Consider the following 15,548-nt stretch of genomic DNA (forward strand, 5'->3'; position numbering starts at 1 on the left):
TTCTCATGTCGGCAAGGTCAGAGAATGCCGATCCGCCGGAGGATCCACCAGGCAAGGCCCATCGAAAGCCCGATGAACAGCGCCGCGTACAGCGTGCCGCTGCCGTCGGCGAAGGGAAGCGCGCCCGTGTTCATGCCGAAAAAGCCGGTGACCAGCGTCGGGGGCAGCAGGAAGGCCGTCATCAGTGACAGGATGTAGAGGTGCCGGTTGGTTTCCGAGGATATCTTGCTGTCGATCTCCTCATGCAACAGTCGGGCGCGCTCCTGCAGCGCGAAGACGTCGCGGTCGACAGCCTCCAGCCGATCCGAAAGGCGCTCCGTGACGTCGATGAAGCCGGGTGGCACCTCGTCTTCCTCCGACGCGCCGGCGCGCCGAAGCAGGGCGAGGATCGTGCGCAGGTGCCGATGAAGGCGAACGACGGTCCGGCGTAGCGGCGCCAGGCCCGGCTGCTGACGGTGGCCGGCCTCGCCATAGACGTGGTCCTCGATAACGTTCAGCTCTTCGGTCAGTTCCAGCACCAACGAGATCAGCGTGCGCTGGAATTCCACCACCAGCATTTCGAACAGATCGATCGGCCGTGCGCATTTGGTGCTTTTTTCGACCGCGGCCTTCACTCGGTCGATGCTGCGCAGCGGGTGCAGCCGGGTGGTGATGATCACTTTGTCGCTGACGGCGAAATGCAGCCAGCCGATCGTTTTCGTCACCGCGTCGAACGTACGCTCGAAATCGACCAGGGTTCCATGCACGACGTCGTCGGACACGGTGATGGCGGCCTGGGTGTCGTGGCTCGTCAGCGTCGTCACGGCCGCCGGTGGCAGGTTGCCGATCCGCTCGATCAGGCCTGGCGTGCGCGCGTCCGACAGCGCCAGATGCAGCCAGATCCAGCCGTCGCCCTTCAGCAGTCCGTCGATCGAGGCATCGTTGGCGATGCGCTGGCATCGGCTTTCGCCCGGCAGGAAGCGGTAGGCCCAGACAAGGCCGGGTATTTCTGGGGAAATCAGGTTCATGTGAACGCCTTGGCGAGAGCCATCGTTACTGGCTTCTATGCGCCGTTGATGACAGTTTTGTTACGGTGCGGCCTGCGCCGGCAGCCATCGTATGGTGGTCTGAATTGACGTTGACGTTTACGTAAAAATCAATAGTGTTCGGCCAAACGAAGATGCGCCGGCGGCCGCGTGAGCGGCCCGGAATCTGGGAGGATCATCATGTACAAGGCACCCGTTGACGAGATTGCGTTCACCTTGAAGCACGTGGCCGGCATGGCTGGCGCGCTGGAAAGCGGCGCCCTCGGCGATCTCGGCGAAGACCTCGTCGATGCAATCCTGTCGGAGGCCGGACGGTTCGCGACCGAGGAAGTGGCGCCGCTCGGCGACGTCGGCGACAGGCAGGGTTCGCGCCTCGTCGATGGCAAGGTCCAGACACCGGATGGCTGGCGCGATCTCTACCACAACTGGATCGGCGGCGGCTGGAACGGGCTAACGGCGCCGGAAGAATTCGGTGGCCAGAACCTGCCGCATATGCTGCATGTCGCGGCGATGGAAATGTGGAATGCCGGCTCGATGGCCTTCGCGCTCGGGCCCACGCTGACAATGGGTGCCGTCGACGCGCTGGAGAAGCACGGCTCCGCGGCGCTGAAGGCGACCTATCTGCCGAAGATGGTCTCCGGCGAGTGGACCGGCACCATGAACCTGACGGAGCCGCATGCCGGCTCCGATCTCGGTGTTCTGAAGACTCGGGCCGAGCGCCGCGACGACGGCACCTACCGCATTTTCGGCCAGAAGATCTTCATCACCTGGGGCGAACACGACTTTACCGACAACATCGTCCATCTTGTGCTCGCGCGGTTGCCGGATGCGCCTGCGGGCACCAAGGGTATTTCGCTGTTCCTGGTGCCGAAATTCCTGGTGAATGACGACGGTTCGCTCGGCGAACGCAACGATCTGTTCTGCCATTCGCTGGAGCACAAACTCGGCATCCACGGTTCACCGACCTGCACGATGATTTACGGCGACGGCAAGTTCGGCGCCGAGAGGGGTGCGATCGGCTACCTGATCGGCGAGGAAAACCGCGGCCTTGCCTGCATGTTCACGATGATGAACAACGCCCGGCTTGCGGTCGGCATGCAGGGTGTCGCGATCGCGGACGCCGCCACCCAGAAGGCTATCGCCTTTGCCAAGGAACGCACGCAGGGCAAGGCACCCGGCTGGTCCGGCCAAGGCATGAGCCCGATCATCGAGCACCCGGATGTCGCCCGCATGCTGCTGACGATGAAGGCCCTGACGCAAGGTTCGCGCGCCATCGCCTACGCCTGTGCCCATGCGGTGGACATGGGCCACGCTGACGGCGCCAGGGCGACGTACTGGCAGGAGCGTTCCAGCCTGCTGACGCCGATCGCCAAGTCGTTCGCCACCGATGCCGGCGTCGACGTTGCTTCGCTCGGCATCCAGGTCCACGGCGGTATGGGTTTCATCGAAGAGACGGGGGCCGCCCGTTACCTGCGCGATGCACGTATCGCCCCGATCTACGAGGGCACCAACGGCATCCAGGCGATCGATCTCGTCACCCGCAAACTGCCGCTTTCGGGCGGCGAGCATGTCCGCGGCTTCGTCGCCGAGCTGCGCGAGATCGCTTCTGCGGTCAGCGCCTCCAACCGCGAAGGTTTCGGCGCGACGGCCGCGCGGCTCGATGCAGCGCTTGACGATCTCTCCGATGCGACGGAATGGCTGCTCGCGGCCGTGTCAGCCGGCAAGCTCTCAGAGGCATTGGCAGGCGCCACTGCCTATCAGCGCCTGTTCGGCCTCGCTTTGACCGGCGCCTACCTTGCCAAGGGTGGTCTTGCCGAAGCGCCTGACGGCAAGGACGAGCAGCGCATCGCGCTCAGCCGGTTCGCCGCCGAAAACATGCTGGCGGAAACCTCCGCCTTGAAGGATCGTGTCGTTACCGGTGCCGACAGCCTCGCTGCCGCACGTGCTGTCTTGGGTTGAGAGGAAATATCATGACCGACCACGTCCTCGTCGAGCGTCCGGACGCCTATCCCGGTGTTCAGCTCATCCGCCTCAACCGGCCGGAAAAGAAGAATGCCATCACGCGCGACATGTACGCGAAGATGACCAATGCCTTGACCGTCGCCGGTAGCGATCCGGCCGTTCGCGTCACCGCGTTTCTCGGCACGGACGGCTGCTTTTCCGCCGGCAACGACATGGCCGACTTCCTGGCGTTTGCCATGGGCGGCTCGATGGGTACGGAGGTCATCGATTTTCTGAAGGCTCTCGCGAGCGCGGCCAAGCCGGTCGTCTCCGGTGTCGACGGGCTGGCGATCGGCATCGGCACGACGATCCACCTGCATTGCGATCTGACGATCTCTTCTGCCCGTTCGGTCTTCAAGACGCCCTTCGTCGATCTGGCTCTGGTGCCGGAAGCGGCTTCGAGCCTGATCGCGCCGCGCGTCATGGGCCACCAGCGGGCCTTCGCCCTGCTTGCCGCCGGCGAGCCGCTGGAGGCGCGTGATGCGCTCGAGGCCGGCCTGATCTGGAAGATCGTCGGCCAGGATGCGGTCGAAGACGAGACCCTGTCGCTCGCCGCCCGCCTTGCCAAGAAGCCGCCGGAGGCCCTGCGTATTGCCCGCGATCTCGTGCGCGGCGACCGCAGCGACGTGTTGGCGCGCATCGACGAAGAGGCGAAGCACTTCGCAGCACAGCTAAAAAGCGCCGAGGCGAGGGCGGCCTTTGAAGCCTTCATGCGCCGCTAAATCTCTGCCAGACGTCGTTTTCGGCGCCTGAAATGCAAAGGCGGGGGCGACCTTCTAGCCGTCCCATTGTGAAGATCGCGTTGCTGCCGGCATCCCGAACTCGCATATGTCAATTTTAATCGCTTCTTAAATAGCAAACGCTAGCGTGCGGCGCGATAGGCCTATCCTCACGAGGGTGGCCCCGGCCGCATGAAGCATGGCCGCTTCCGCCTTTTGGCATGTTCAACGTTTTCCCGAGGCTTGCCCCAACCGCCATTCCGGCGGCTGAGCGATGCTGCGCGTGAAAATCATCGAGAGCTCATGTCCGGCGAAGCACGCCGGCCCCTGTTAGGAGCCCATCTTGTCCAAGCGATCGAACCTCATGACGCGCATTCTGGTTGCCGCGTCCGGTGTCGTTGTCACCGCCTTCGCCGGCTTTTCCGTCTACATCGACAGCCTCCAGTACGACACCACGACGAAGGCCGTCGAAGAAAACATTTCGTCCTCCGGCGATCAGGCGGCACAGAGCGTTGCCAAGTGGCTGAACGGTCGCGTCACCTTGACGGCGATGGTGGCCGATGCCGCCGGCCGTGCGGCTGACGACGCCGGCGTCCAGCCGATCCTCAAGAACGACGTCCTGACCAGCGAGTTCATGTCGACCTATGTCGGCAACGAGGCGGGCAAGTTCATCACCTGGCCTGACAATCCGATGCCCGCCGGCTACGACCCGCGCCAGCGTCCGTGGTACCAGCAGGCGGTAAAGGCCGACGCGCGCGTCCTCACCGAGCCCTATGTCGACGCCTCGACCGGTGAACTCATCATCAGCGCGGCCATCCCGGTCAAGCGTGACGGCAAGCTATACGGCGTCGCCGGCAGCGACTTCTCGCTGGAAACACTGGTCTCGATGGTCAAGGGCATCGACGTCGGCGGTGAAGGTTTTGCCTTCCTCGCCAGCAAGAACGGTCAGATCCTCGTCCACCCGGATTCCAAGCTTGTTACCAAGACGCTTGCCGATGCCTTCCCGATCGACACACCGACGATCAGCTCCGGCATCATGAACACCGAACTCGACGGCAAGCCGATGATCGTCAGCTTCGTGCCCGTTCAGGGCCTGCCTTCCGTCGAATGGTATGTCGGCTTCGTGATCGATGCCGATGTCGCCTATTCCGCGATCGATCAGTTCCGCATTGCCGCCACCGTCGCGACCATTCTTGCGGTCGGCGTCATGCTCGTCTTCCTTGCAACCTTCCTCAACCGTTTGGTCATCCGCCCCGTCACCGACATGACCGGCGCGATGGAAAAGCTCGCTTCGGGCAACCACAACGTCGAAATTCCCGGTGAAGAGCGTACCGACCAGATCGGCTCGATGGCTGCTGCCGTCGCCGTCTTCAAGGCCAATGCGGTCGAACGTGCTCGTCTCGAAGACGAAGCGGATGCGAACCGTTCTCTGTCGGAGCGTGAGCGTCTGGAACGCCAGGCGCGGGATGCGCGTGAGGCAGCCGAAGTGCAGCAGGCCGTCGATGGTCTGGCAACCGGTCTCGGCCGTCTTGCCGACGGCGATCTCGCCTACCGCATCGACAATCCCTTCGCCGATCGTCTCGACCGCCTGCGCGCCGACTTCAACAACTCGGTCGCCAAGCTGCACGACACGCTCTGCGCCGTCGGGGCGAACGCCCGCGGCATCGATGCCGGCGCGACGGAAATCCGCTCGGCGGCCGACGATCTCGCCCGCCGCACCGAGCAACAGGCAGCCTCCGTCGAAGAGACGGCAGCGGCGCTCGAAGAGATCACCACCACGGTCAAGGACTCCGCCCGCCGCGCCGAGGAAGTCGGCGCGCTGGTCGCCCGCACCCGCGCCGGTGCGGAAAAGTCCGGCGAGGTCGTCGCCAACGCCGTCGTGGCGATGCATGCGATCGAGAAGTCCTCTGGCGAAATCTCCAACATCATCGGCGTCATCGACGACATCGCCTTCCAGACCAACCTCCTGGCGCTGAATGCCGGCGTCGAAGCGGCGCGCGCCGGGGAAGCGGGCAAGGGCTTTGCCGTCGTTGCCCAGGAAGTGCGTGAGCTGGCGCAGCGTTCGGCCAATGCCGCCAAGGAGATCAAGGCGTTGATCACCACCTCGGGCAACCAGGTGCGCAGCGGCGTGACGCTGGTCGGCGATACCGGCAAGGCACTGGAAACGATCGTTGCCGAAGTCCAGGAGATCAACAAGCATGTGAGCGCGATCGTGACGGCGACGCGCGAACAGTCGACGGGTCTTCAGGAGATCAACACGGCGGTCAACACCATGGACCAGGGCACGCAGCAGAACGCCGCGATGGTGGAAGAGCAGACGGCGGCAAGCCATGGTCTGGCGTCCGAAGCCGCCTCGCTCAACGCGCTTCTCGCCCAGTTCAACCTCGGCAACACCCAGAGCGCCTACGCGCCGACCGCAGCACCGCGCCGTCGCGCCGCATAATAAAACATCCTGGATGCGAAATGAGACCCGGGGCACAACCCCGGGTCTTTGCGTTTTGACGCCGCTTCTCGAAAATCCAGCGCGGAAACCGTAATTCGTTGTTCGAACTCTGCTTTTTTACGTTTTGATAAAGTGTCGGGGCCTACCGTCCGATTGCCGCGAAATGACTTCGCACCGCACATCCGCCGATCGGGTCCATCTCCTGAAAACGCCTCAGGACCGCCGCGCTGTGTTCCAGACACCTGCCTCACGCTGCGCGTGTTTTGGCTTTTCCATCACGCGTTCGAAGTTTGCTCGTGATCCGCTTTTCAAGCGATCGCGCGAAGGGAGACGAACGGTGATTCTTAAGACTGCGACCGCACGCAACATGTTTGCCATCGTAATGACTGGCCTTTTGACCTGTATGGTCACGGCTGCCATCGTGTTCTGGCTATCCTACCAGCAGCTAAAAGAGCGCAGCATCGCGGAGATGACCAACGCCGCCTATGCAAGTGCTGCCAATGTCGAAGCGAGGTTCGCAGAGACGAAGACGCTCGCCAGCAACATGCGCTCCGCCCTCTACGCCATGAAGGACAGTGGCACCGCATCTCGCGAAGGTACGGTCGCACTGCTGAAGACGCTGATCGGCGACAACCCTCTGGCCGTCGGCCTCAGCACCGCCTGGGAGCCAAACGCCTTCGACGGCAAGGATGCGGAATATGTCGGCAAGCCGGGCCATGACGCCAGCGGTCGCTTTATCCCCTACATCGCGCGCTCCGGCGACCAGATCGTCCACGAGGCGCTGATCGACTACGACAAGCCGGGCGCGGGTGACTACTATCAGGTTCCCAAGAAGACCGGCCTTGACATGATCACCGAGCCCTACTTCTACAAGATCAACGGCCAGGACGTGCTGATGACGTCGATCATGGTGCCGCTGAAGCTCGACAATGCCTTCGTTGGCGTCGATGGCGTCGACATGGCGCTTGGCCAGCTCTCCAAGGAGCTTGGCAAGCTGGCGCCGTTCGGTACCGGTTTCGTTTCGCTGGTCAGCCAGGGCGGCAGCATCATCAGCCACCCTGACGAGAAATTCCTCGGTAAATCGCTGAAGGACACCGGGCTCGATGCCGGCGGCTGGGGGCAGCTTCTGGGCAAGACCGAGCATGCGCTCGAACTCACCCATACGGATGGCTCGGTGCATATCGCCGTTGCCGTGCCAGTCAAGCTTCTGCCGGATACGACCTGGTACGTCGTGGTATCGGTGCCGCAGGCGACCGTGTTTGCCGGTCTCTCGCAGCTTGCAATGATCTCCGTCGCGGTTATCGCCGTCGCAGCGCTGATCATGATCCTGGTCGGCTGGACGCTCGCCACCCGCTTCCGCAAGCGCGTTGCAGCGGTCATCGGCGTCACCGGTGAAATCGCTGCCGGCAAGACCGATGTCGACCTGTCGGAAGCAGAACGCAAGGACGAGATCGGTGATCTCGCCCGTTCATTGCAGGTCTTGCGTGATGCGACCATCGCCAAGCTCAAGCTCGAAGACGAAGCGGATGCGAACCGTTCGCTGTCGGAGCGTGAGCGTCTGGAACGCCAGGCGCGGGATGCGCGTGAGGCAGCCGAAGTGCAGCAGGCCGTCGACGGTCTGGCAACCGGTCTCGGTCGTCTCGCCGAGGGCGATCTCGCCTACCGCATCGACAATCCCTTCGCCGATCGTCTCGATCGCCTGCGCGCCGACTTCAACAACTCGGTCGCCAAGCTGCACGACACGCTCTGCGCCGTCGGGGCGAACGCCCGCGGCATCGATGCCGGCGCGACGGAAATCCGCTCGGCGGCCGACGATCTCGCCCGCCGCACCGAGCAACAGGCAGCCTCCGTCGAAGAGACGGCAGCGGCGCTCGAAGAGATCACCACCACGGTCAAGGACTCCGCCCGCCGCGCCGAGGAAGTCGGTTCGCTGGTCGCCCGCACCCGGGCTGGTGCCGAAAAGTCCGGCGAGGTCGTTGCCAACGCCGTCGATGCGATGCACGCCATCGAGAAGTCCTCGGGTGAAATCTCCAACATCATCGGCGTCATCGACGAGATCGCCTTCCAGACCAACCTTTTGGCACTGAATGCCGGCGTCGAGGCGGCGCGGGCAGGCGATGCGGGCCGCGGCTTTGCCGTCGTCGCCCAGGAAGTACGCGAACTTGCTCAGCGCTCGGCCAATGCCGCCAAGGAGATCAAGGCGTTGATCACCACCTCGGGCAACCAGGTGCGCAGCGGCGTGACGCTGGTCGGCGATACCGGCAAGGCACTGGAAACGATCGTTGCCGAAGTCCAAGAGATCAACAAGCATGTGAGCGCGATCGTGACGGCGACGCGCGAACAGTCGACGGGTCTTCAGGAGATCAACACGGCGGTCAACACCATGGACCAGGGCACGCAGCAGAACGCGGCGATGGTGGAAGAGCAGACGGCGGCGAGCCATGGCCTTGCTTCCGAAGCTGCCTCGCTCAACGCGCTTCTTGCCCAGTTCAACCTCGGCAACACCCAGAGCGCCTACGCGCCGGCGCCCCGTCGTCGCGCGGCGTAACGCTGCGATATCGGCACGAACAATGAGAAAAGGCCCGGAGATCCGGGCCTTTTCTATTTCTCCAATGTGGCAACAGCCTCGACATGGGCCGACCAGAGGAACTGGTCGATCGGCGTCACCGAGGTGATGCGATAGCCGGCGGCAACGAGGATTGCGAGATCGCGCGCAAGCGTGATCGGATTGCAGGAGACGGCGACGATCTTCTTGACGCCGGAGCGGGCGATCTCCTGACACTGCACGTCAGCACCTGCGCGGGGCGGGTCGAAGACGATGGCGTCGTAGACCTTCAGCTCCTGCGCCATCAGCGGGCGGCGGAAGAGATCTCGTTTTTCGATCGTAACCGGCTTCAGCCCTTGCGTGTTGCGGGCGGCAAAGTCGAGCGCCTTCAGCGCCTTGTCTTCGCCTTCGACTGCATGCACCCGGGCCTTGCGGGCCAGGCGAAGGGCGAATGTGCCACTGCCGGCGAAGAGGTCGGCAACGCGTTTTGCCTTGCCGATATGATCGAGCACCAGCGCCGCCATTGCCTCTTCCGCAGCAAGTGTTGCCTGGGTGAAGCCGCCAGGAGGCGGTGAAACGGCGACACCTCCGAATTCGATGATGGGCTTGGTCGGCTCGACGATGATCTCGCCATTGAGGCTGACGCGAGCAATGCCGCGTTCGCCAAGAACCGTCTCGACCGTGCGCCGGCGTTCGCGGTCGCCAAATCCCTTGATGCCATCGACCGAGAGGTCGAGGCCCGAAAGCGTTTCGAGAACGGTGATGCGGAACGGCTCGGCGTTGACCGCCATGGCCGCACCGATCTTGCTGATGGTGGCGAGCCGCGAGACAATACCCGGGCTCGCGACGGGACATTCCGAAATCGCGACGATGTGGTGGCTTTCCGCCTGGTTGAAGCCGAGAAGCAGGTCCTTTTCGGTCTTGCGGGCGGTGAAGACGGCGCGGCGGCGTTCGCCCGGATGGGCTGTGATCAGCGGCGCGACGTCCGGCTTCAAGCCCTTCGACTTCAGGGCGTTGATCACCAGGTCGCGCTTGAATGTCTGATAGAGGGGATCGCCGGCATGTTGCAGCGTGCAGCCGCCGCAGGTGCCGTTCTCGCCATCCGGGCCGAAGTGCCGACAGTGCGGCTCGACCCTATCCGGCGACGCTTCGCGCAGCGAAATCAGCGTGCCGTGGGATTTGTTGACCGCAAGGGCAGCACTTTCGCCCGGCAGCGTAAAGGGTGCGTAGACCGGACCGTCTTCGGTCTCGGCGATGCCGTCGCCCTGCGCGCCGAGGCGGGCGATCGTCAGGGTCTGCGTGCTCATGGCTTTTTCCCGGCCAGCAGGAATTCGACGTTGCCGTCACCGCCTGCAATTGGGGAGGGGATGAGGCCAAGGCTTTGCCAGCCCATGTCTTCGACCAGCCAGCGCTCAAGTTCGGCGGCAACAGCGGGTGCGCTGTCGGGATCCTTCAAGAGGCCCGCCTTGCTGATCGCATCGCGGCCGGCCTCGAACTGCGGTTTGACAAGCAGGATGCAGTGCGCGCCGGACAGCGCCATTTCGAGTGCCGGCGGCAAGGCGAGCTTCAAGGAAATGAAGGACACATCGGAAACGATGAAGGTGACGTCGCGGTTGTCGATGTCGTCTTCGGTCATCGCCCGGGCGTTGAGGCCCTCGATGCTGGTAACACGCGGATCGCTCTCGATGCGCGGATGGATCTGGCCATGGCCGACATCGATCGCAACCACATGCTCGGCGCCGCGCTTCAACAGCACCTCTGTGAAGCCGCCGGTCGAGGCGCCGATATCGACACAGCTATCGCCTGAGGGATCGAGCCCGAAATGATCGAGCGCTGCGGCAAGCTTCAGCGCGGCGCGCGAAACATAATCCTGCGCCGGATCGTCGATGGTGATGGTCACGCTTTCGGCAAAAGCCAGGGATGGCTTGGTGACCGTGCGGCCGTCTACCTTGACGGTGCCGCGCTGGATCGCGTCGCGCGCACGGGCGCGGCTGGCGACCAGTCCCGTGTTGAGCAGCAACTGGTCCAGGCGGACCCTGTTCTTGTGTTCTTCATTCTGACGATCTTCTGACATGTGCCTCTCATGGCGGCTTGCTGGCCTTATGGCAAGCCCCTTCGCTGTCAAGCGAGCTTTGCGGCGGGAAAGACGCAGCAATAAAGACCCCCAAGAAACCCGGCTAATATTCACGCCTCCTTAAATGATGCGTGGCAATTTCACCAAATGTCGCAACCTGCATGAAGCAGGATCTCCGCCCCTTAATCGGACCTCCCGACACATCTGATCATCCCTCGACCTGACGCCGTCTGGCGCAAGGAGTTTCCGCATGCCCCGCTTTCATCTCAGGCTTTCGCACCGTATCGGCCTGCTGGTGCCGATCGCCGTCGCCGGCATTCTCGCCATCGTCGGCATCTTCATCGTCGAGCGGGATATCGAGGAGGGGTATCGTGAGCAGGTCCAGGTGCATCGCGACGCGGACAGGGCGCTCCTGATCCTAGAAAGCCAGTTCCTGCAGAATCGTCGCGCCGAAAAGGACTTTCTGCTGCGGCGGGAGGAGAAGTATGCCGCTTCGCATCAGGACGTCGCCGCCAAGGCGAACGGGACGATCACCGCGCTCGGCAACCTGCTCGACAGCCAGTCGACGCAGGCGCAACTCAAGCTGATTTCCGAAGGGTACAAACGCTACCTCGGTGAATTCGTGGCCGTTGCCGATGCCAATCGCACACTCGGTCTTGAACCGTCGGCCGGCAAGGAAGGCGCGATGCGGGCCGCGGTCCACGCGATCGAGGAGGCGCTGAAGTCCGTTTCGGACAAAGGGCTGCAGGCGAGCATGCTGACGATGCGGCGCCACGAGAAAGACTTCATCATGCGGCGCGATCACAAATACGTCGAGAAACATGCCGAGGAGGTGAAGACCTTCGCCGGTTTCCCGGCCGAATTGTTCGGTGGCAAGGAAAACCAAGCCAAGATCTTGGCAGCATTGAAAAATTATGGGGCTGCCTTTGCGGACTACGCCGCGCTGGCCGAGAACGAGACTGCGTTGCGCAGGCGGATGTCCGAGACTTTCTCCAACGTCGAGCCAATCTTCGAGCAGATGGCGACCGCGATTGAGGCTGAGAAGGCTGAAGCCGAGACGGAGAGCGCTTCAATGCAGGCTTTCGTGGAGAAGATCGCGCTGGGCGCCATTCTCGCAGCGATCGCGATCATCGCCGCCACCGTCTTCCTCGTCGGTCGGACAATTTCCAAACCGATCGTCGCCACCACCCGTTCGATGACGCGTCTCGCCGAGGGCGACACTGCATCCGCTATTCCCTATGCCGGCCGGAAGGACGAAATCGGCGAGATGGCCGGCGCTGTCGAAATCTTCCGGCAGGCGGCGATCGCCAACCAGAGGCTGGAGGCGGAAGCTGCGGAAAACCGCGCCCGTGCCGATGCGGAGCGCGTGCGCCTGCAGGAGGAGGCCGAAGCTGCCGCCCAGGCACGCCTTCGCCAGGCGACCTCAGGTCTTGCCGGGGGCCTTCAGCGGCTGGCGGCTGGCGATCTCGCCTTCCAATTGTCCGAGCCATTTGCGCCGGACTTCGAACAACTGCGTCATGATCTGAATTCGGCTGTTTCCCGGCTTGGCGATGCGCTGGCAGCGGTGGCTGATTCCAGCGGCTCGATCGACGGCGGCTCGCGCGAAATCAGCGAAAGTGCGGACGACCTGTCCCGGCGCACGGAGCAGCAGGCCGCCTCGCTGGAGCAGACGGCGGCGGCCCTCGACGAGATCACCGCCAATGTTACAAGCTCGACCCGGCGTGCCGAAGAAGCACGCGCCGTGGCCGGCGAGGCAAATTCAAGCGCTGCCAAATCCGGTGTCGTGGTCGCAAGCGCCGTGGAGGCGATGCGCCGGATCGAAAGCTCCTCAGGCCAGATCTCCAACATCATCGGCGTCATCGATGAAATCGCCTTCCAGACCAATCTCCTGGCGCTCAATGCCGGCGTCGAGGCGGCGCGGGCAGGCGATGCCGGAAAGGGGTTTGCCGTCGTTGCTCAGGAAGTGCGCGAACTTGCCCAGCGCTCGGCCAAGGCCGCCAAGGAGATCAAGGAGCTTATCCGCAATTCCAGCGTCGAGGTCGAAGGTGGGGTCAAGCTGGTGCGTGATACCGGCGAGGCACTGAAGGCGATCGGTGGCCACGTCGCCACGATCAACCAGCACATGGACGCGATCGCCATTTCGGCACGCGAACAGTCGGTGGGCCTCAACGAAGTCAACACCGCCGTCAACCAGATGGACCAGGTGACGCAGAAGAATGCGGCCATGGTCGAAGAGGCCAACGCCGCCAGCGCTCAGCTTGCCAGCGAAGCCGGACGCCTGCGCGAGCTTATTGCCCGCTTCACCCTGCCGGGTCGAACGAATGGTGCGACTGCGGCAAGCGACCTGCGCGCCATGGCGCGCACGATGGCGGCGCCCGCGGCACCAGTGCGCGCGGCGAGTGCCGCACGTCCGATATCACATGGCAATGCGGCCGTGGCGCAGGACGACTGGCAGGAATTCTGATCGCATTGCAAAGCAAAAGACCCCGGTTCAGCGCCGGGGTCTCTGTCTTTCGGACTGCCTGCTGTCGCGGCGGTCGTCTGTTTCTCTCTCGGGTCTCTAGCTTTTAGCCGGCCGCGCCAAGGCCGATATCGTGCTTCTGGCCGAGCGCCTTGAAGACGGTCGAAACGATGCCGGCACGGTCGAGGCCGGCGGCGGCATACATCGCTTCCGGCTTGGCCTGTTCCATCCAGATATCGGGCATCACCATCGGGCGAACCTTCAGGCCGCCGTCGAGCAGGCCGTCTTCAGCGAGGAACTGCAGCACGTGGCTGGCGAAGCCGCCGACAGCGCCTTCCTCGATGGTAACAAGCACTTCGTGATGGCGCGCAAGCTGACGGATGAGGTCATGGTCGAGCGGCTTGGCAAAGCGTGCGTCCGCAACGGTCGTCGAAAGGCCCGCCGCATCGAGATCTTCGGCGGCCATCAAACAGTCGGCAAGACGGGTGCCGAAGGAAAGCAGCGCCACCTTCGAGCCCTGCTTGACCACACGGCCCTTGCCGATTTCCAGGATCTGGCCGCGCTCGGGCATCTCGACACCGACGCCTTCGCCACGCGGATAGCGGAACGAGATCGGGCCGGCATCGTAGGCTGCTGCCGTGCGCACCATGTGCTTCAGCTCCGCCTCGTCGGCCGCCGCCATGACGACGAAGCCGGGCAGGGTGGCGAGATAGGTGGTGTCGAATGAACCGGCATGGGTCGGTCCGTCGGCGCCGACAAAGCCGGCACGGTCGATCGGGAAACGCACCGGCAGGCCCTGGATCGCCACGTCGTGGACCACCTGGTCGTAGCCGCGCTGCAGGAAGGTGGAGTAAAGCGCTGCAAACGGCTTGTAGCCTTCGGAGGCAAGACCGGCCGCAAAGGTCACGGCGTGCTGTTCGGCAATGCCGACGTCGAAGCAGCGCTTGGGGTGGGCAAGCGCAAACTTGTCGAGCCCGGTGCCGGACGGCATGGCTGCCGTGACTGCGACGATCTTGTCGTCGAACCCGGCTTCTTGCGTCAGAGCTTCGGCAAAGACCGACGTGTAGGCCGGGGCATTGGGCTTTGCCTTGGCCTGCGCACCCGTGATGACGTCGAATTTGTTGACGCCGTGATACTTGTCGGCAGCAGCTTCGGCGGGAGGATAGCCCTTGCCCTTCTGTGTCACCACATGGATCAGCACCGGGCCCTTGGCGTTGTCGCGCACGTTGCGCAGCACGGGCAGCAGGTGCTCGAAGGAGTGACCGTCGATCGGGCCGATATGATAGAAACCCATCTCCTCGAACAGCGTGCCGCCGGTAACGTAGCCGCGGGCGTGTTCGACGGCGCGGGTGATCGCCCGGTCGACCGTCTTGCCGAGATAGGCCGTCAGCTTCTTGCCGACTTCGCGAATGCCCATATAGGTGCGGCCGGAGGCGAGGCGCGCCAGGTAAGCACTCATCGCGCCGGTCGGCGGGGCGATCGACATGTCGTTGTCGTTGAGGATGACGATCAGGCGGGCGTCGAGCGCGCCGGCATTGTTCAGCGCCTCGTAGGCCATGCCCGCCGAAAGCGCACCGTCGCCGATGATGGCGATGACATTGCGGTTCTTGCCGTCGAGGTCGGCAGCAACGGCCATGCCGAGGCCGGCGGAAATCGACGTCGAAGAGTGGGCCGCGCCGAAGGGGTCGTATTCGCTTTCGGCGCGACGGGTGAAGCCGGAGAGACCGCCTTCCTGGCGCAGGGTGCGGATGCGGTCGCGACGGCCGGTCAGGATCTTGTGCGGGTAGCACTGATGGCCGACGTCGAAGATCAAGCGGTCATGCGGCGTGTTGAATATCTTGTGGATGGCGATCGTCAATTCGACCACACCCAGGCCGGCACCAAGGTGGCCGCCGGTGCGCGAGACCGCGTCGATCATCTCTGCACGAACTTCGCCGGCAAGCTGCGGCAGATCCTTGTCGTCGATCTTCTTCAGATCGTCGGGAAAGGTCACCTTGTCGAGCAAGGGTGTTGCCGGCATCGGGGTGGTTGGCAGTTGTGTCACGCTGCATGCCTCATGCGCACCGCACGGATCGGGTGCGCGAATAGTTGGTGGTATAGTTAAAGCGGCTCTTTAGACGCAATTGTTGCTGAATGCAAAAGTAGGCTTTCCTGCGTCGTCATCCAAGACACTACCGCGTCGTCATCCAAGACACTACCGCATGATTCCCTGAATCGAAATCGATTTAAGGAAACATGCGGCAACTGGAAGCGGCAACTCGCCGCTGTTGTCTCTTACGC

Annotated in this window: 9 protein-coding genes; 5 read left to right on the forward strand and 4 right to left on the reverse strand. The window is 63.5% G+C overall.

What is annotated here, in order from left to right:
* Positions 1-17: 17 nt before the first annotated feature.
* Positions 18-1,007 carry a transporter gene (locus tag AC1Q80_RS04255; protein ID WP_492359700.1) on the reverse strand — a complete coding sequence of 330 codons (990 nt, stop codon included), beginning with the start codon at positions 1,005-1,007 and terminating at the stop codon, positions 18-20.
* 198 nt (positions 1,008-1,205) lie between these two features.
* Here AC1Q80_RS04255 and AC1Q80_RS04260 point away from each other — a divergent pair, with 198 nt between their 5' ends.
* The 4 genes from AC1Q80_RS04260 (at position 1,206) to AC1Q80_RS04275 (ending at position 8,736) form a co-directional block, all read left to right on the forward strand.
* Positions 1,206-2,984, forward strand: a complete 1,779-nt coding sequence (locus AC1Q80_RS04260; protein WP_492359701.1) for an acyl-CoA dehydrogenase family protein — start codon at positions 1,206-1,208, stop codon at positions 2,982-2,984.
* Between the two features lie 11 nt (positions 2,985-2,995).
* Complete coding sequence (locus tag AC1Q80_RS04265) at positions 2,996-3,748, forward strand: crotonase/enoyl-CoA hydratase family protein (protein WP_492359702.1); 753 nt, start codon at positions 2,996-2,998, stop codon at positions 3,746-3,748.
* 340 nt (positions 3,749-4,088) lie between these two features.
* A complete protein-coding gene (gene mcpU / locus AC1Q80_RS04270) occupies positions 4,089-6,188 on the forward strand; it encodes a methyl-accepting chemotaxis protein McpU (protein ID WP_173419199.1) in 2,100 nt (699 codons plus the stop codon).
* Between the two features lie 337 nt (positions 6,189-6,525).
* Positions 6,526-8,736, forward strand: a complete 2,211-nt coding sequence (locus AC1Q80_RS04275; protein ID WP_492359703.1) for a methyl-accepting chemotaxis protein — start codon at positions 6,526-6,528, stop codon at positions 8,734-8,736.
* Positions 8,737-8,789: 53 nt separating this feature from the next.
* Here the strand turns inward: AC1Q80_RS04275 and AC1Q80_RS04280 are convergent, their stop codons facing one another.
* Positions 8,790-10,040: a class I SAM-dependent RNA methyltransferase gene (locus AC1Q80_RS04280; protein WP_492359704.1), complete on the reverse strand. Its 1,251-nt coding sequence runs from the start codon at positions 10,038-10,040 to the stop codon at positions 8,790-8,792.
* Positions 10,037-10,807, reverse strand: coding sequence for a TlyA family RNA methyltransferase (locus AC1Q80_RS04285; protein WP_173419201.1), 771 nt, complete (start codon positions 10,805-10,807; stop codon positions 10,037-10,039). The genes AC1Q80_RS04280 and AC1Q80_RS04285 overlap by 4 nt, the downstream gene beginning before the upstream one ends.
* A gap of 250 nt (positions 10,808-11,057) precedes the next feature.
* On the opposite strand from AC1Q80_RS04285, the gene AC1Q80_RS04290 reads away from it, so the two are divergent.
* Positions 11,058-13,271 (forward strand): methyl-accepting chemotaxis protein, encoded by a 2,214-nt coding sequence (locus AC1Q80_RS04290; protein ID WP_492359705.1) that lies wholly within the window; start codon positions 11,058-11,060, stop codon positions 13,269-13,271.
* Positions 13,272-13,374: 103 nt separating this feature from the next.
* Here AC1Q80_RS04290 and dxs read toward each other — a convergent pair whose 3' ends face one another.
* The gene (dxs, locus tag AC1Q80_RS04295) at positions 13,375-15,288 is read right to left on the reverse strand and encodes a 1-deoxy-D-xylulose-5-phosphate synthase (protein WP_173420962.1); all 1,914 of its coding nucleotides are present in this window, start codon (positions 15,286-15,288) and stop codon (positions 13,375-13,377) included.
* Positions 15,289-15,548 lie beyond the last annotated feature (260 nt).

This window comes from Ensifer sp. GW823-FHT05D09 (assembly GCF_058795755.1).